Below are 17,116 nucleotides of genomic sequence, written 5' to 3'. Positions count from 1 at the left end.
GGTGTCCCGATGAGGGCGCGCGGCGCGGCGGCCGGGGTCCTGCCGAGCGAGCTGGGCTCCTACCAGCAGGCCGTGCGTCTCGCCCTGACCAACGACCTGATCACCGCATCCCGTCCGCGCCCCGGCGCCCTGGAGCAGGTGCTCCACTGGGCCGACCAGCTCACCCGCGACCTCCGCGAGCTCTTCGGCTACACCGTGATCGCGACGACCACGCAGGTCCGGGTCGTGCGCAGGCTCGACGCGTTCGACGAGACGCAACGGCTGTTGTTCGCCAAGAAGGGCAAGCCGTTCGACCGGCGCCGCCTGGCCTACCTGTGCCTGGTGCTGGCGCTGTTCCAGCGGTCCCGCGTCGAGATCAGCCTGGCCGACCTCGTACGGGCCTTCGCCCCGGCGGCCAACACGATCGAGGGGCTCGGGTTCGATCCCACCGTCGGCGCGCACAAGGCCGCGGTGGTCGACTGCCTCGACTGGCTGGTCGAGCGCGGCGCCCTGCGGCTCTCGGACGGGTCGCTGGACGCCTGGGCGCACGACACCGAGCGGGGCGACGCCCTGTTCGACATCGACCACGACATCTGCGCGATCCTGTTCAAGCCCGCGCGCCCGGTGCAGCACCTCACCAGCGCGGCGGGCCTGCTGGAGGGCTCCGGCGGCCACGGCCCGGCGCGCCCCGAGGACACGGCGCGCCGTGCCCGCCGGCTCCTCGTCGAGCACCCGGTCGTCTACTTCGCCCAGGTCGAGCCCGAGGTCGCCGACTTCCTGCGGGAACCCGGCCTCGCCGCCGACCTGGCCCGCCTCACCGGCCTGGCCGTGGAGTGCCGGGCCGAGGGCGTCATGCTCGCGGACGCGGGGGGCCGCTTCACCGACAAGCCGTTCCCCGGGCGGGGCGGGGCGGTCAACCGCGCGGCGGGCCTCCTCCTCGCGAAGATCGCCGACCTGCTCGAAGACCCCGGTGAGCGTTCCTCGGTGAAGTTCCTCGACCTGCCGAGCGACGCCGACGACCAGAGTGACCTCCTCGCGCGCATCGACTCCGCCCTGCCCCGGGCAGGTGTCGTCCGCGAGCTCGCGTGGGCCCCGCCCCCCGCCGCTGAGCCGGGCGCCGTGACTCCGCCCTCGGCCGAGGTGGCGCTGGTCGAGCGGGCACGGCTCACCGCGATGGTGGGCGAGCTGTACGAAGAGCTGGGCGCCGCCTCGTTCTCCATTGTGTGGCAGCACGATCCTGAGGGCCTGCTCGACGCCGCGGTCACGCTCCTCACCGAGCTGCGGCTGGTCAGGCGGCATCCCGGAGGCGTGCTGCTGCTGCCCGCGTTCGCCCGCTACCGCAACATCGCGCTGGCGCTGCCCGACAGGCGCCACAACCAGGGCCAGCTCGGCCTGCACCTCTCGCCGTCTCTTCCGGAGGAATCCCGTTCATGACACCCGCATCCGGCCGCTTCAAACCGTCCCGCGCAGGTGTGATCAATATCTGGGACTACATCGACGAGGAGTTCGTCTTCGCTGACGGGCGCCTGGTGCTGCGCGGGCACAACGGCTCGGGTAAGACCAAGGCCCTGGAGGTGCTGTTCCCGTTCGTGCTCGACGGCGTGAGCGACGCCAGACGCCTCGACCCCTTCAGCGGCGAGAACCGCACCATGAAGTCCAACCTGCTCTACCGAGGCCAGGAAGCCGAGTACGGCTACGTCTGGATGGAGTTCACCCGAGACCCCGACGACACACCTGAGATGAGCCACACAGGCTCAAGCCACTCTGCCCGCGAGCACCGGGAGTACCCGCACGACCGGGAGAACCAGGACGATCGGGATGAACGGGACGAGCAGGAGGGCCGGCACGACCGGGAGGGCCGGGAGGGCCGGGAGGACCGGCACGACCCGTACAACCGGCACGACCCGTACAACCGGGGTGACAGGAACGACCGGCGCAGCTCGCACGACCCGGAGGACGGGGACGACCCGCTCGACCGGGGCGGCCAGGAGGACGGGGGCGACTCGCTCGACCGGGGCGGCCAGGAGGACGGGGGCCTCTCGCACGACCGGGGCGACTCGCACAGCCAGGAGCGTCGGAACGGCAGGGGCCACCAGGACGACCCGTACAACTGGCACGACCAAGGCTCGGGAGCTGAGGCCGGGCCGGGTGGCGCGGACGCGGTCACGCTGATCATCGGGCTGCGGGCTCACCGGCACCGCGACGGAGTCACGCCCTCGTTCTTCGTGACCGGCAGGCGCGTCGGCGTGGACTTCGGGCTGCTGTCCGCCGATTCGCGGCCCCTCACCGAGAAGCAGCTCAAGGCGGTCCTTGAGCCCGGTGCCAGGCACAGAACCGCCACCGACTACCGGGCCGCGGTCGACGCCCGCCTGTTCGGGCTCGGCAAGGAGCGCTACGCCCAGCTCCTCGACCTTCTCCTGGCGCTGCGCCGCCCGCTGCTCGCCAAGGATCTCGATCCGATGAAGGTCTCCGACACCCTCAGCGCCGGGCTCAGCCCCGTCGACCCCGTTCTGGTCGAGCAGGCCGCCCGCGACTTCGAGAACCTCGCCGCGGTGCAGCGGCTCTTCGACGATCTCACCCTCGCCGACGGGGCCGTCAAGGAGTTCCTCGGCCACTACACCGCGTACCTGCGGGCCCATGTCCGGCACCACCTCGACCGCATTCACGAGCGGCTCGACGGGGCGGCGGGCTGCGCCGCCCGCATCGCCCGGGCCGCGTCCGAGCTGCGCCGCGCCCGCACGGCTCGCGCCGCCGCCACGGCCGGGCGCGAGGCCGCCGAAGCCGAGCTGGCGAGGTATGACGGCAGGCTCGCCGTGCTGAAGCAGCACGAGGCGTACAAGGCCAGGGGAGAGCTCGACGGGCTGCGCCGCCAGATCGCCGACGACGGCGCGGGCATCGCCGGGGAGCGCCGGCGCCTCGACCAGGTGCGTGGTCACATCGCCAAGCTGGGCACCGAGGCCGGCAAGGTCGCCGAGCGGCTGAGGGACGCTCACGACAAGGCCGACCGGCACCTCAACGAACTGGCCGACGCCGCCGCCCGCGCCGGCGTCCCCGATCCCGCCACCCTCACCGACCCTCGCTCCCTCAAGGACTCCCGCGCACTCAAAAAGCCCGGCGCCCTCACGGATGCCACCCTCACCGATTCCGGTGCCCTCACCGACCCTGGTGCTCTCACCGCCGGGGACCCCACGACCAACGGCGGTGGGACCTCCGGCGGCGGTCACACGGCGGGGGGTGGCGGAGTTGCCGAGGTGCCTGCGCGCGAGAGCCTCGCGCTGGCCAGGGCGAGGGTCACAGCCCGGCGTGGTGACGTGGAGACGATCCGTGGTCACCTGGCCCTGCTGTCCGAGGCCGAGGCCAAGCGGAGGCGCGCCGAGACAGCGGTGGAAGAGGCCGGCCAGGCCGTCACCTCGGGCGAGACCGAGCTGGCCAGCGCCCAGGACAAGCTCGACCACTCACGCCGCACGGCCAAGGACGCCCTCACCCGATGGGCGGAACGCTGGGTCGTCGTCACGGACCCGGCGATAGCCACGGCCGGCGACGTGGGGTCACCCGGAGGCGGCGCCCTCGATCCGGCGGTGGTCGCGGTCGGTGGCGTGGGGCTGGCCGGTGGTGCTCCCGGCCCGGCGGTCGACGCTGTCGTGCCGGGCGAAGGTGACGCTTTCGACGCGGCGGTGGTCGCGGTCGGCGGGGTTGGGCCGGGTGGGGGCGGAGCGTCGGACAGCGATGTCTCAGTGGTCGGTGTTGGTGATCTCGCGGCGTTGGAGGAGACGCTGGAGGCGGTCGGTGAGGCGGGGGCGCGGCGGCTGCCGGAGGTCTTCGGCGAGCTGACAGAGGAACGCCGGGCCGCGGTGATCGAGGCCAGGGCTCACGTGACCGCCGAGGAGGCGCGCGTCGCGACGCTCCTGCGAGACCTGCGGTCTGAACGGGAGGCGGTGGCGGCCGAGCGCGACGACGCGCCTCCCACCGACCACCTGCGCACGGCCGCCCGTGACGGGCGTCCGGGCGCGTCGCTCTGGCGGCTGGTGCGCTTCGCCGAGGGAGTGGACGAACGTGCCGCCGCCGGCATCGAGGGCGCTCTGTACGGGGCCGGGCTGCTCACGGCCTGGATCCACCCCGATCCGGAGCTCACCGTCGCGGCGCTGGCCGGGGGCGAGGCCGACGCATACCTGGTCCCCCTGCCCGAGGAGCGGCGGCCCCAGGGGCAGACCCTCGCCGACGTCCTCCTCGCCGAGCGGCAGAGCATGGTGCCCGTCGCCGTCATCGAAGCCGTCCTGCACTCGATCGCCCTCGACGAGGCTCTGGTGCGAGCAGCCCCGGCAGATGGTGTCAACGGCACGTCGGAGGACGGCGACGGCCCCGCTCCGGGCTCGGCTCCGGAGGTCGGGTTCACGTCGGCCGGTGGCGATGGCCTCGGGTCGAGGTCGGGGGGCGGCTTCACTTCGGATGGTGGTGACGGTTCGGGGGCGGGCCGGGTGGGCGGCGGGGGGGCTTGGTTCGCGGCGGGTGGTGGTGATGGGGCTGGTTCGTGGGTGGGTTTGGCGGTTGGCAGCGGGGGTCACTTTGGGGTGGGTCCCTACGTTGGGGCGCGGCCCAAGGAGTCGGCGGAGTACATCGGGGCCACCAACCGGGCGGCCCGCCGCCAGTCGCGCCTCGCCGAGTACGACCGGCTCATCACGGCGCACCTCGAGACCCAGAAGGGCCTGAGCGAGAAGTCCGAGCGTCTCAACGGGCTCGTGGCCGATTTCAGCCGTGCCAGGAAGGAACTGCCCGAGACCGGGCCGATCGTCACGGCCGCGGGCGGGGTCGCCGATCGGGCCACCCGCCTGGCGGTGGCGCGGGCACGGCTCGGCGAGGCCGCGAAGCGCGTCGACGGCGCGGTCGCCGAGGTGGGCGCGGCGACCAGGCGGCTCAGGCAGGCCGCCGCCGAGCTGGCGATGCCGCGCGACCCGCGCGAGGTCGACGCCGTCGCCCAGGCGCTCGACGACCTGATGCGCGCGGCGGAAGCGCTGTGCGCGGAGCGGGAGAAGATCGCCACGGCGCGTGGCGACCTCGCGGAGCGCGAGGAGACCATCGAGCGGCTGAGCCAGGAACAGGCCGAGGGGGCGATGGCTCTCGGCACGCGCGAGGCGGCGCACGCCGTCCTGGTCGAACGGCTCGAAACGCTCGAACGCACGTTCGACGCCGACCTGAAGGAAGTGCTCGGCCAGATCACCGAGACCGAGGGCCTGATCGCCCGGGCGCGTGCGGCCCGCGGCGAGCACGAGCTGGTGGCGACCCGCGAGCGGGAGGCCGAGGTGCTCGCGGGAGCCGAGCTCGAACACGGGCGTGAGGCCCTCGCCGGCGCCTTCCAGAGCATGGCCGGGCAGATCGCCGAGTTCGTCCCCTACACCCAGGCCGACCTCCGCCCGCTCGCCGGGGTCGCCGATCCCACACCCTGGCCCCTGGAGAGCCATCCGCAGGGCCCCGAGCGGGCGGGCGAGGGCGTCGCCGAGCTGATGCTGGCAGAGCCGCCCGACCCGCTGGAGGCGGTCCGCGCGACCCTGCCTGCCGATGCCCTGACCCTGATCGACGCCTACGACGCGGCGACCCAGGGAGGGCGCGCGGTCACCGATGCCACGCTGAAGAACACGCTCGACCGCGTCTCCAACGCCCTGCGCGACTTCCAGGCGGCCCTGGAGAACTGCCAGGAGGACTACCGGCTCGACTGGGAGCCCGGCGCGGTGCTGACCGTCCACGTCATCGACGCCGACGGGCGGGGCCCGGTGTCGGCGTTCGCCCGCGCTATCGCCGAGCGCGCGGAGGAGCAGGGCGTGCTCCTTGAGCAACGCGAGCGCACCGTCCTGGAGGACGAGCTGCTGACCGGCCTGGCACAGCAGATCCACACGCGCGTCGCCGCCGCCAAGGACCTGGTGCGTGGCATGAACGCCGACACCCGTTCCAAGCCCATGTCGTCCGGGACCACGATCGGCATCCGCTGGGTCCAGTCCGACAAGATCGACGACAGGCAGCGTGCCGTGGCGGCGCTGCTGGTGCGCGATGCGGCGGGGCTCGGGCACCAGGGGCTCGTCACGCTCCGCGGGCACCTCCGGCAGATGATCAGGGACTACCGCGCGAGGAACTCCCGCGCGACCTACAAGGAGGCGCTCGCCGGCGTCCTCGACTACCGCTCCTGGTACACCTTCGAGCTGCTGATGGCGCGGCGAGGCGAGCCCGAGGTAAGGCTGACCCGGGCGAAGCACTCGCAGATGTCGGGCGGCGAGAAGTCCGCCTCGATCCACCTGCCGCTGTTCGCCGCCGCCAACGCGCTCTACTCCTCAGGACGGGCGTCGTGCCCGCGCGTGATCGCCCTCGACGAGGCGTTCGCCGGCATCGACGACAACTACAAACCCGAGCTTCTCGGGCTCACCGTGCAGTTCGACCTCGACCTCTTCATGACCGGCCACGACCTGTGGTGCACGTACCCCACCGTGCCGATGATCGCGCACTACGACCTGCTGCACGACAGCGAGCTGCGCACCGTGTCGACCATCCTGGCGCTCTGGGACGGGGCCCAGGTCTTCGACGCCGACGCCGGATACGCGGGCAACGACGAGCTGGTAAAGGAGCTTCTCGGGTTCACCCCCCGGCGGCACTCCCCGGCCGGCTCGCCGGGGGACACCCTCTACACCGACGACGAGGACGACCTGGAGGAGCAGGAGGCTCTGGTGTGACGGGCGAGCCGGGGACGGGCGGCAGAAACGCGTGGAGACGTTAGGACCGAAACAGCCGAATTGGCTTGGTGCATTTATCCCTAAAAAGAGGTGTCAACGCCATCGGAGCGGGCACGCGACTTCTCGGGCTGAGCCGGCGGCCCGTTACGTCCACTCACTCGTATGGGATAGCCATGGTCATCCAGGACACCGTCATACCTGCTGTTTCGTGGCTGCGTCGTGCCGCCTGCCGCGGCGAGGATCCGGAGCTGTTCTTCCCGATATCGGCGAAGGGCCCCGGCCACATGCAGCACGAGCGGGCCAAGGCCGTCTGCCGCCGCTGCCCCGTACGCACCCCCTGCCTGGACTACGCCGTGACGAGCCGCGAGGAGCACGGCATCTGGGGAGGCACCGATCCCGACGAGCGCAGGGCCAAGGCCGCCCGGAGCCAGAATTGGCGCGTCCGCGCGGGGTAGTGATCACCTCATGAGCGATGATCTCCCAGATCCGGGCCACCGGCGGCCCGCCGGGATGGACGACACCACGGTCGAGGCTCTCGGCAAGCTGTCGGAGGCCCTGGAGACCGCCGAGCGTGCGCGGGGTCACCTGTACGCCTTCCACCAGCTCACCGGGCGTGCCCACCTGATGCTGGAGGACGCCGTGGGCCTGCTTCGCGAGGCGGGGCACGGCGACCAAGCCGACGCGGTGTGCGCCGACCTGCTCGGCCGCGACGTGCTCGCCGGCAGGTGGACCTTCCAGATCGTCGAGGAGTACGAGGACGGCTACCGCCGCTGCTTCGTCGAGCTGGAGGAGCGCATCAGGAACGAGCTGGCGGGGGGCCGGCGGCACATCTACGAGGCCGAGATGAAACAGCGCCTCCACGGCTGACCGCCGTCCTGGCCTCGTGGAGCCGGGCTACTTGAGCGCCCCGGCGGTGAGCCCCGCCTGGATCTGGCGCTGGAAGATCGTGTACACGATCAGCATGGGCAGGATGGCCATGCTGAGCGCGGCGAACAGCGCCGACCAGTCGGCGTCGTAGCCCGCCGCCGTGGAGATGTCCGCGATGCCCTGGGTGATCACCCACTTGTCCCTCGACTGGCCGCTGAGCAGGACCAGCGGTATCTGGTACTGGTTCCACTGCCCGAGGATGTTGAAGATCGTGATGCTGACGATGCCCGGCCGGGCCATGGGCAGCATGATCTGGAAGAACACCCGGCTGTGCGACGCCCCGTCCACGAACGCCGCCTCCGCCACCGCGTGGGGGAGCGTGCGGAAGAACGCCGACAGGAAGAACACCGTGAACGGCAGCGAGTACGCGATGTACACGAGCACCAGCCCGCCACGCGAGTCCAGCCCGATGAACTGGCCGATCAGCGGGATGTTCCCCATGTTCTGCACCACGAAGAACAGCGGCGTGAGCGCCAGGTAGACCGGGAAGGCCAGGCCCGAGACGAACAGCAGGTATATCGCCCGGTTGCCGCGGAAGCGGTAGCGCGCGAGCACGTACGCCGCCATCGACCCGAACAGCATGGTGCCGAACGTGCCGAACGCCACGGTGACGACGCTGTTGACCAGGTACTGGCCGACGTGGGCGTTGTCCCAGGCGCGGGCCCAGTTGTCCCAGCGCATGGTCGCGGGAAGCGACCACGCGCTGCCGAAGATCTCGTCCTCGCTCTTCACCGAGGCGAGGAACGTCCACACGATCGGCACCACCACGAGCACGGTCCACACGATCAGCGCGAGGTGGGACAGCCCCGACAGCGGGCCGAGGCGGATCCTGCGCCGCTCGCGCGCCGCGCTCCTGCTGAGCGTCACCTTCTCCGCCCGCGAAACCATTGTCAGGCCCCCTCAGAACTCGATCCGCTCGCGACGCGACAGGCGCATCGCCAGCACCGCGAAGGCGACCGTGAAGAAGAACAGCACCACGCCCATGGCCGAGGCGTAGCCGAACTTGAAGTACTGGAACGCGTTGCGGTAGATCTCGGCGGCCATCACCGTCGTGGAGTGGTCGGGCCCGCCGTGCTCGGCCGTCATCACCCACACGATGGCGAACACGTCGAGCGCGGCGATGCCCAGATAGATCAATCCGACCTGCACGGTGTCCCAGAGCAGGGGCAGCGTGACCCGGGCGAACAGCTGGACGCGTCCCGCCCCGTCGATCTGGGCGGCCTCGTACATCTCGCGCGGGATGGACGCCATGCCGGCCGAGAAGAGCACGACGTAGAACCCCACGGCCTGCCAGACGAGAACCCCCAGGATCGACCAGAACGCCACATCGGGGTTGGACAGGAACCCGACCGGCTCCAGCCCGAGGGCCATCAGCGGCGCGTTCAGCATGCCGCTCCGGTCGGGCCGGAACACCTGCTGGAACAGGACGGCGACGATCGCGACGGCCAGCACCTGGGGGAAGAAGAACACCACACGGTAGAACCTCGAACCCCAGATGCCGGACACCCCGCCGCCCGTCCCGCCCGCGTTGAGCAGGAAGGCGAAGAACAGGGCGATCACGATGGTGAGCAGGGGCAGCAGCACCAGCAGCAGGCCGTTGTGGCCGACCGCCGTCCAGAAGGTGCCGTCGCCGAGCAGCCGCTGGAAGTTCTCCAGCCCGACGAACCGCGGGCTCGCGCTCACGCCACGCCAGTTGGTCATCGCGATGTAGAAGGCCTGCGCGTACGGGGAGATCACGTAGACCAGGTAGAGCAGCACCGGGACCGCCAGGAAGCCCGCGATGAACCGCGCCCTGGTGAAGTCGGCCCTGCCGAACAGGCGCGTCCTCGTGGTGGCCATCCTGCTCACCGCCTTTCCCGCCGGTCCCTGAAACCGCCGTGCCCGCCGGTCAGCGGGTGAACTTCTTGACGGACGAGTCGTTCTTGATCTCGTCCGACTTCTTCTGGATGCGGTCGGCCCACTCCGCGACCTTCAGCCGGCCCGACATCAGCTGGCCGGTGGCCGCGGCCACCTCGTCGTGCAGTTCCTTGTACCACTGGCGGAACCTGAAGTAGGTGACGTTGGTCCCCGCCTCCTTCAGCGCCGAGGCGGCGCTCTCCAGGCCGGGCTTGAGCGTGCGCCCGTCGGCCGCGCCGTTCACCACGGTCAGCGTGCTGACCAGCTCGGTGAACTTGCCCGCGCCCTCCTTGGAGAGCATCGCCCGCATGTACTCCACGCCGGCGAGCGGGTTGGCCGACTTGGCGGCCACGAAGTACTCCTCACCCGGCCGGGAGTGCAGCGTGCCGTACGGCAGGGCGTCCGACCCGGTGAACGAGGGGAGCGGGAACATGGCGTAGCCGAAGTCCGCCGGGGTGGTGTCCTTCTGCTCGTTCTCCAGCCATGACCCGCAGGGCAGCATGGCCACCTCGTACTTGTTCTGCGCCGTCTGGGTCTGGATGTGGTCCAGCCCCTCGGTGCCCTGGAGCAGGTACTTCGCGCCGATCTCGGCGAAGGCGCCGGCGGCCTTCGCGACCGGCTCGGCCTTCCACGCGCCGTCCGCCAGGTTGTCGATGTTCTTCAGGACATCGGCGCCCCCGATCTTGGCGGAGAGCGTGAGGATCGTCTCGTAGATGTAGAACGGGTGCTTTCCCGCGTAGGTGAACGGCGCGGCCTTGCCGGACTTCTTGATCTTCTCGCACAGCGCGGTGAACTCGTCCCAGGTCTTGGGCACCTCCCAGCCGTTGTCGCCGAAGAGCTTCTTGGAGTACCAGATGCCCCACACCGTGCTGGCGTAGTTCAGCACGGAGAAGGTGCCGTCGTAGGTGCCGAGCTCGATGGCCGACGGCAGGATCGTGTCCCGCACCTTCACGCTCGGGTCGTCCCAGCTCGGAGCGTCCAGCAGCGCGCCGAGGTCCTGCAGCTGGCCGTCCTGGGCGAGCGCGCCGAAGTCCATCGCGTTGTCGCCGGAGTTGTTGATGAACTCCGGAGGGTTGCCCCCGGCGAACCGGGGCTGCAGCGTCTTGGCGATCTCCTTGGTGGCCGTGTGCTTGATCTCGACCTTGGCGTGCTTGCTCTTGAACAGCGGCTCGTGGATGTCCTTGGCGTAGGCGTCGCCGAAGCCGCCGTCGAAGATCACTACCTCGAACGGCCTGTCCTCCGCGATGCCGAGCGGGTTGGTCGCCGTCTTGGCCCCGGTGGCGGGGGCCTGCGACCCGCCGGGATTGCCGCCGCCGGCCGGGGACGCGCACGCCGACAGCGCGCCCGCCGCGGGAAGAAGCAGGCCGGCGAGGGCGGCGCTGCGCAGTAGTTCACGCCGGGAAAAGGAGCTGTCCGCCATAAGTCCTCCTGGGGGGCTGGAGCGTCCGCCGCGGCCTCGCGTTCGGCGGAGGGCCTCGTACGGGTGCGGGGGTTCTCTGGTCAAACCTGGTGTCAAAGCATTGGATGAGGAACCACGACTCTCCGGGAGAGCCGCGACCGGTCAGCCGCCGCGGCGGATGCGCCCGGCGTAGCGGCTCTCGAGCGCCCGGTTGTGCTCGTCACCCCCGACGACGTTGGCCGAACGGTAGATCGGCGGCACCTCGCCGGCCTCCAGCAGCTCCCGCACCACCTCGGCGACGACCATCTGCGCGAGCAGGGCCGAGGTGATCGTGGACACCGCTCCGAAGGTGCCGCCCTCCGGAAGCGGCATGACCGCGTCGCCGTACGGAGCGCCGTTGTCGAGCACGACGTCGGCGAGGTCGAGCAGCTTGAGCCCGGAGGCGTGGCGGGACTTCATCTCGGTGCTGTGCCGTACCGAGGTCAGCGCGACCAGCCCGTGGCCGCGTTCCTTGACGATCGACGCCAGCTCGACCACCGAGCCGTTGACCCCGGAGCTGGAGATCATGACGAAGGCGTCCCGCGGCTGTACGGGCGCGAGGTCGTAGATGCGGTGGGCGATCGAGGGGTCCCGCTCCAGCTCGGCGGAGCGGAGCACGTCGGGAGACTCCCCGCCGTACAGCACGAGGTCACGCAGTGCCAGCCGGTTCGTCGGGACGAGCCCGCCGGCGCGTCCCGCGATCTCCATCGCGATCGCCTCGGAATGCCCGGAGCCGAACGCCTGGATCACCCCGCCACCGCGCAGGCAGGCGCAGAGCAGGCTCGCGGCCTCGCCCACGGCCCGCGCCTGGCTCGCCGCGACGTCGTGCACCAGCCTCTCGATCTTCTGGACGTAAGCGGCGGCACTGATGTCCAATCGTCTCAGCTCCCTTCACGCGGTGGCCTTCGACGGCCCTGAGCTCGAACGTCCGGCGGGCGCGCTCGTACGCGAGCCGTGCGCAATCATTCCTTTCACTCACAGGCGATTGGATGAAAATAATTGCCCACGGCCCGCTTAGCAAGAGCGTCCCCGCAACATTCCGGACAGCACCCGGGCGCGGTCAGGACATAGCGGTATCCGGGCCCAGGCACGCGTACGGGCCGCCCGGCGCCGTACAGGCGCCTCGGTTACCGGAGGACGCTGTGCTTGCTCTTCGGAAGGGCCTCGACCATGGAACGCGGGATGTTGAGCGTGTCGGCGCTGACCTGCGGCGGGGTGTCGGCCATCCACTGGGCCAGCGAGATGTCCTCGAAGCGCGGGTTGCGGAACATCTCCAGGAACACCAGAGGCTCCGTGCCGAGGTTCTCGATGTAGTGCCCGTAGGCGAACGGCACGTACCCGACGTCGCCCGCCCGGTAGTTGAACGTCCGGTTGAGCCCGAGCTGGCGAACACCCCCATGCGCCCGAATCCGGAAATGTAGTACTGCCATTCGGGGTCATCTCGTCCGGCGGCACGTCCTCCCTGAGTCGAAGGCGAAGAACGACTCTACGGCCAGGGCCCGAGTGAAGGCCAGACCAAGTTGTGACCTGCGCAGCCTCGGGGGACCGCAATGATGGGGGAGAGGATCGGCGAGCCCGCTGGGGGTCAATATGTGTGGAGGTCTGGTCGCGCCCGGCGGATCCGGGCCGTGCGGCACATCATCGCCTGAGTCGATTGGCTGGAGATCATGAGCGAGGAAGAGATCAGGCGCGTCCTCGGACTGCTCTATCAGGACGACACGCTGCGGGTTCTCTCGGCTCTCGTCCTGAACGGCGGGACGGACGCCGCAGGCCTCGACCAGGACGCCGTACGGCGGGCACTCGACCGGCTCGAACGCGGCGGCCTCGCCGAGAAGTCCGAGGACGGCTGGCGGGTGCGGCGGGAGAGGTTCCGCGAGCTGCTGCACGCCACCGCGAAGCCCGTCGCCCCGGTCTCCGCCGAGGACAGGGTCGTGCAGAAGTTCCTGGTCGAAGGCCGGTTGCGGGCGATTCCGACGCGGCATGAGAAACGGCTGGCCGTGCTCGACTACATCGCCCGCGTCTTCGAGCCCGGCGTCCGCTACGCGGAGAAGGACGTGAACGTCGCCCTGCGCGCCTTCCACGACGACTTCGCGGCCCTGCGCCGCTACCTCGTCGAGGAGGGCATGCTCTCCAGAGAAAGCAACATCTACTGGCGCAGCGGCGGCACCGTAGAAACCTGACCCCCGCCCAACACGGCGAACGTCTGCCGCCCACCCGACCGCTGGACACCTGAACCGCCGACCCGATGACCAGGGCCGCACGTGGCGCGTCGCGAGGAATCGGGCTAGTTCGGCGGAGGTCGGTGCCGTGGCGGGGCCGTACGACGTCACGGCCAGCGCCGCAGCGGCGTTCGCCGTACGGGCCGCGTCGACCACCTCCGCGCCGGAGCGGTCATGTGTCGCTTTGGCTGAAGGTGAGGTGGAGCTGGAAGTGCTCGGGGTCGAGGAGGCTGCTCACGTGTTCGGCGAAGCGTCCTTCGGCCGTCCAGCTCGTGCGTTCGGTGCGGAGGAACCACTCGCCCGGCTCGCGTTCGAGCAGAGCCGCCTCGCGGTCGTCGATCCGGCGCCCGCAGAGCCGCTGCTCGCCGTGGTCGGCGTGCAGCCCGGCGCGGACGAGGGTCTCGATCAGCGACCCGCCTTCCAGCCCCCGGGTGGGCAGCTCCTTCAGCTCGTCGATCGCCGGGACGCAGCTGCGCTCGTACGAGATCACGGCTCCCGGAACGATCTCCCGCACGCGTTCGACGGCGATCACCTCGGGTGAGTCGAGGTTCAGGCGCGCGGCCAGCCGGTCGTCTCTGGTGGCGGTGATGCCGAGCACCCGCACCCTCGTCTCGACCCCCTGGTCGGCCAGCGCGCGTGCCCACCCGAGCCGGGAGTCCAGCGGGCGGCCGTCGAACAGGACGAAGGACCCCTTGCCCGTCCGCGTGGCGATCAGGCCGGCCTGGTTCAGCTCGGCGAGCGCGGCGCGGACGGTGTTGCGGCTGACCCCGAACCGCCGGGCGAGCGAGACCTCCCCCGGAAGCCGGGCCCCGCGGGGCACCCGGCCGGACCGGATCTCCCTCTCAAGCTCGACGAGGATCCGCTGGTGCTTGAGCGCCACGCTCACGCGGTCGTCCTTTCAGTACGCCCCTCCGCCGGGGCCACGGCATCCCCCCACCCTCGGACCTCGAGATGGACTGGGCTTCGGGGGTGCGTGGGGTGGTCATGGGTTGGCCGTGGGGGTTGGGGTTGCGTCGGCGGGTGTGGGGGCGAGGTGTTCCTGAGTGCGGATCTTGGAGCGGGTGAGCGCCCAGGTCGCGGCGAAGCCGAGGACCAGGGCGACCAGGACGCCGAGGTTGGCGAACGCCCATGAGCCCGACCTGCCGCCGAGCCCGAGCGGCTCCAGGAGGTAGCCCTGCCAGCCGAGCCAGCTCGCGGCGGTGTTGGTGACCAGGCCCCACCCGATGGCCGTGCCGGCGACGATGACCGCGATGGGCACCGGCCGGATGTCGCCGTAACGCCCGGACGGACGGTAGAGGTCGGCCTCGTCGTAGTCGCGGCGGCGCAGCGCGACGTCGGCCAGCATGATGCCGCACCACGCCGCGATCGGGACGCCGAGCGTGGTGAGGAAGCCGCTGAACTGGCCGAGGAAGTCGTCGGCGACGAAGACGATGTAGACGGTGCCCGCCACCATGAGGATGCCGTCGATCAGGGCGGCGAGGTAGCGGGGCGCCCGCAGCCCGGTGGCCAGCAGCGCCAGCCCGGAGGAGTAGATGTCGAGCACGGCGCCGCCCACCAGCCCGAGGACGGCCACGGCCGCGAAGGGGACGAGGAACCAGGTCGGGAGGATGGTGGTCAGCGCCCCGATCGGGTCGCCCGCGATCGCGGTGCTGAGCGAGGCGGAGGAACCGGCCAGCAGCAGGCCGAACACGAGCAGCACCAGCGGCGCCACCGACGCGCCGAAGGTGGTCCAGCCTACGACGCCCGCGCTCGACGACCTCCGCGGCAGGTAACGCGAGTAGTCGGCCGCGGCGTTCACCCAGCCGAGGCCGAACCCCGTCAGCATGAAGACCAGCGCCCCGATGAACTCCTGACCCGAGCCGCTCGGAGTCGCCGCGACGGTGTCCCAGTGGATGTGGCCGGTGACCAGGAAGATGTAGACCACGGTCAGCACGCCGGTCACGACCGTGATGACGGTCTGCATGCGCATGATGAGGTCGAAGCCCATGACGCCGCCGGCGACGATCAGCAGGGTCACGACGACCAGGGCGATGACCTTGGTCGAGGTGCCGCCTCCCCAGCCGAGCCGGTCGAAGACGGTCGCGGTCGCCAGGGTCGCCAGCGCGGTGAGCACGGTCTCCCAGCCGACCGTGAGCACCCACGAGATCGCGGACGGCAGGCGGTTGCCGCGCACGCCGAAGGCCGCCCGGCTCAGGACCATGGTCGGGGCGGACCCGCGCTTGCCCGCCAGGGCGACGAACCCGCACAGCAGGAACGAGAGCAGGATCCCGATGACGCCGGCCGCGAGCGCCTGCCAGAAGGAGATGCCGAAGCCGAGCACGAAGGAGCCGTAGCTCAGCCCGAGCACCGAGACGTTCGCACCGAACCACGGCCAGAACAGCTGTCTCGGCCGGCCCTTGCGCTCGGCGTCACCGATCACGGCGAGCCCGTGCACCTCGACCTTGAGCTGTCGCCCGCTCGCGGCCCCGGGTGCCTCGCCCGCGTCTTCGCCCTGTACACCGGCCATGGAACCTACCTGTCTGGACTTGTTCAAAGAAATGTAAGGCCCGGCCCGGCGAACGGTCAAGCGGGCGAACGCGGGAGCCTCAGAGCCCGAGCAGGGGGAGCCGCGGCTCAGCCGGATGAGTCAGTCGCTGAGGCCGTGCGGCCTCTCCGGTGCGCCGGAGGTGAGGGGCACCGCCGCTCCGCGCACGAGGTCCAGTTGCACGGTCTGGCGGGGCAGCACGGCGTCCAGGAGCCAGTTGCCCGCGATGCGCGTACGGCCCGCGGGAACGGCCAGCAGGTGGTAGCCGCGCGTGACCGCCTTGGCGACCAGGCCGGACAGCGGGACGCCGAGCGGGTTGGCGGCGGCCTTGGCGCCCCCGAGGTCGACCACGAAGCCCAGGTCGTTGTGCCGGTACGGGCGGCGCTCCGCGCGGCCGTAGGACGCGGCGACATTGTGGGCGACGCGCTTGCCCTGACGGCTTGCGTGCTGCGCGGTCATGGCCGTGTACTCGCCCGGGCGCGTCAGGTCCGGCACCGCCGCCGCGTCGCCGCAGGCGAAGATCTCCGGGTGCCCCGGCACGTTCAGGTATTCGTCGACGAGGAGGCGGCCCTTCTTGGTCGGCAGCCCCAGCGACTCCACGAGCGGATCGGGGCCGACTCCGACGCACCAGATCAGCGAGCGGGTCGCCACGAACTCCCCGTCGGAGAGCTTGACCCCTTCGGCGGTGGCCTCGGCCACGGTCGTACCGGTGCGGATCTCGACGCCCCGCTCGGCCAGGGTCTGGTGGGCGGTGCGGGAGAGGCGCTCGTCCAGCTCGGGAAGGATGTGAGGGGCCTTGTCGACGAGGATCCAGCGGACGGGCTGCTCGCGCAGGCCGGGCCGGTGCCGCTTGGCGTCCAGGGTGAGCAGCTGGCCCTGGGCCGCCACCTCGGTGCCGGTGTAGCCCGCGCCCACGACGACGAACGTGCAGCGTGCGGTCCTGTCCTTGGCGTCGCCGGCCGCGTCGGCGAGCTCGACCTGCCGGATGAGATGGTCGCGCAGGTACAGCGCCTCGGCGATGCTGCGGAAACCGTGCGCGTGCTCCGACACGCCGGGGATGGGCAACAGCTTGTTGACGCTGCCGACCGCGATGACCAGCCGGTCGTAGCCGAGGTCGCGGTGGTTGCCTTCGGCGTCCGTGCACTCCACCCGGCGCCCCTCGATGTCCACCTTGTCCACGCTCGCGAGGAGGTGGCGTACACCGGGGCAGTTGCCCGAGAGCGGTATGGCCACCTTGCGCGGATCCAGGATGCCCGCCGCCACCTCGGGCAGCAGGGGGAGGTAGAGGAAGTAGTCGGTCGGGTTGATCAGGACGATCTCGACCGCGCCCTTGGCGAGACGGGAGAGTCGCCGCGCCGCGGTGAAGCCCGCGAATCCTGCGCCTGCGATGACGACGCGCCGGCGGTTGGCCATGGAGACG

Annotated in this window: 13 protein-coding genes; 5 read left to right on the top strand and 8 right to left on the bottom strand. The window is 71.0% G+C overall.

Annotated elements, in window-relative coordinates:
• Positions 1-9: 9 nt before the first annotated feature.
• The 4 genes from OG589_RS16235 to OG589_RS16220 all read left to right on the top strand — a co-directional run bounded on the left by OG589_RS16235 (position 10) and on the right by OG589_RS16220 (position 7,559).
• A complete protein-coding gene (locus tag OG589_RS16235) occupies positions 10-1,413 on the top strand; it encodes a DUF2398 family protein (RefSeq protein WP_405149907.1) in 1,404 nt (467 codons plus the stop codon).
• Complete coding sequence (locus tag OG589_RS16230; protein ID WP_405149905.1) at positions 1,410-6,692, top strand: SbcC/MukB-like Walker B domain-containing protein; 5,283 nt, start codon at positions 1,410-1,412, stop codon at positions 6,690-6,692. The genes OG589_RS16235 and OG589_RS16230 overlap by 4 nt, the downstream gene beginning before the upstream one ends.
• A 173-nt stretch (positions 6,693-6,865) precedes the next feature.
• Entirely contained in the window at positions 6,866-7,147 is a 282-nt protein-coding gene (locus OG589_RS16225; RefSeq protein WP_405149903.1) for a WhiB family transcriptional regulator, read from the top strand.
• A gap of 10 nt (positions 7,148-7,157) precedes the next feature.
• Positions 7,158-7,559 (top strand): hypothetical protein, encoded by a 402-nt coding sequence (locus tag OG589_RS16220; RefSeq protein WP_405149902.1) that lies wholly within the window; start codon positions 7,158-7,160, stop codon positions 7,557-7,559.
• Between the two features lie 27 nt (positions 7,560-7,586).
• Here OG589_RS16220 and OG589_RS16215 read toward each other — a convergent pair whose 3' ends face one another.
• The 5 genes from OG589_RS16215 to OG589_RS16195 all read right to left on the bottom strand — a co-directional run bounded on the left by OG589_RS16215 (position 7,587) and on the right by OG589_RS16195 (position 12,383).
• Positions 7,587-8,507 carry a carbohydrate ABC transporter permease gene (locus OG589_RS16215; protein ID WP_405149901.1) on the bottom strand — a complete coding sequence of 307 codons (921 nt, stop codon included), beginning with the start codon at positions 8,505-8,507 and terminating at the stop codon, positions 7,587-7,589.
• Positions 8,508-8,519: 12 nt separating this feature from the next.
• On the bottom strand, positions 8,520-9,458 hold the full coding sequence (locus OG589_RS16210; protein WP_405149899.1) for a carbohydrate ABC transporter permease: 939 nt from the start codon (positions 9,456-9,458) through the stop codon (positions 8,520-8,522).
• A gap of 49 nt (positions 9,459-9,507) precedes the next feature.
• A complete protein-coding gene (gene ngcE, locus OG589_RS16205; protein ID WP_405149898.1) occupies positions 9,508-10,935 on the bottom strand; it encodes an N-acetylglucosamine/diacetylchitobiose ABC transporter substrate-binding protein in 1,428 nt (475 codons plus the stop codon).
• Between the two features lie 141 nt (positions 10,936-11,076).
• Entirely contained in the window at positions 11,077-11,829 is a 753-nt protein-coding gene (locus tag OG589_RS16200; protein WP_405149897.1) for a sugar isomerase domain-containing protein, read from the bottom strand.
• A 251-nt stretch (positions 11,830-12,080) separates the two neighbouring features.
• Positions 12,081-12,383, bottom strand: a complete 303-nt coding sequence (locus tag OG589_RS16195; protein WP_405149895.1) for a cupin domain-containing protein — start codon at positions 12,381-12,383, stop codon at positions 12,081-12,083.
• Positions 12,384-12,620: 237 nt separating this feature from the next.
• On the opposite strand from OG589_RS16195, the gene OG589_RS16190 reads away from it, so the two are divergent.
• A complete protein-coding gene (locus tag OG589_RS16190; RefSeq protein WP_405149893.1) occupies positions 12,621-13,133 on the top strand; it encodes a DUF2087 domain-containing protein in 513 nt (170 codons plus the stop codon).
• A 211-nt stretch (positions 13,134-13,344) separates the two neighbouring features.
• Here OG589_RS16190 and OG589_RS16185 read toward each other — a convergent pair whose 3' ends face one another.
• The 3 genes from OG589_RS16185 to OG589_RS16175 form a co-directional block, all read right to left on the bottom strand.
• Entirely contained in the window at positions 13,345-14,058 is a 714-nt protein-coding gene (locus OG589_RS16185; RefSeq protein WP_405149892.1) for a GntR family transcriptional regulator, read from the bottom strand.
• A gap of 96 nt (positions 14,059-14,154) precedes the next feature.
• A complete protein-coding gene (locus OG589_RS16180) occupies positions 14,155-15,678 on the bottom strand; it encodes a purine-cytosine permease family protein (protein WP_405149890.1) in 1,524 nt (507 codons plus the stop codon).
• A 120-nt stretch (positions 15,679-15,798) separates the two neighbouring features.
• Positions 15,799-17,109 (bottom strand): NAD(P)/FAD-dependent oxidoreductase, encoded by a 1,311-nt coding sequence (locus tag OG589_RS16175; RefSeq protein WP_405149888.1) that lies wholly within the window; start codon positions 17,107-17,109, stop codon positions 15,799-15,801.
• Positions 17,110-17,116: the final 7 nt, after the last annotated feature.

The organism is Sphaerisporangium sp. NBC_01403, from assembly GCF_045040145.1.
Classification (GTDB): Bacteria; Actinomycetota; Actinomycetes; order Streptosporangiales; family Streptosporangiaceae; genus Sphaerisporangium; species Sphaerisporangium viridialbum.
Note: the sequence above shows the minus strand (reverse complement) of the source record. Positions and strands in the feature narration are given on the sequence as shown.

Excerpts from the sequence above, each read along its gene's own strand:
- OG589_RS16175 (WP_405149888.1), bottom strand. The coding sequence starts at position 17,109 with ATGGCCAACCGCCGGCGCGTCGTCATCGCAGGCGCAGGATTCGCGGGC.
- OG589_RS16190 (WP_405149893.1), top strand. The coding sequence starts at position 12,621 with ATGAGCGAGGAAGAGATCAGGCGCGTCCTCGGACTGCTCTATCAGGAC.
- OG589_RS16220 (WP_405149902.1), top strand. The coding sequence starts at position 7,158 with ATGAGCGATGATCTCCCAGATCCGGGCCACCGGCGGCCCGCCGGGATG.
- OG589_RS16225 (WP_405149903.1), top strand. The coding sequence starts at position 6,866 with ATGGTCATCCAGGACACCGTCATACCTGCTGTTTCGTGGCTGCGTCGT.
- OG589_RS16195 (WP_405149895.1), bottom strand. The coding sequence starts at position 12,383 with ATGGCAGTACTACATTTCCGGATTCGGGCGCATGGGGGTGTTCGCCAG.
- OG589_RS16180 (WP_405149890.1), bottom strand. The coding sequence starts at position 15,678 with ATGGCCGGTGTACAGGGCGAAGACGCGGGCGAGGCACCCGGGGCCGCG.
- OG589_RS16215 (WP_405149901.1), bottom strand. The coding sequence starts at position 8,507 with ATGGTTTCGCGGGCGGAGAAGGTGACGCTCAGCAGGAGCGCGGCGCGC.
- OG589_RS16230 (WP_405149905.1), top strand. The coding sequence starts at position 1,410 with ATGACACCCGCATCCGGCCGCTTCAAACCGTCCCGCGCAGGTGTGATC.
- ngcE (WP_405149898.1), bottom strand. The coding sequence starts at position 10,935 with ATGGCGGACAGCTCCTTTTCCCGGCGTGAACTACTGCGCAGCGCCGCC.
- OG589_RS16210 (WP_405149899.1), bottom strand. The coding sequence starts at position 9,458 with ATGGCCACCACGAGGACGCGCCTGTTCGGCAGGGCCGACTTCACCAGG.
- OG589_RS16235 (WP_405149907.1), top strand. The coding sequence starts at position 10 with ATGAGGGCGCGCGGCGCGGCGGCCGGGGTCCTGCCGAGCGAGCTGGGC.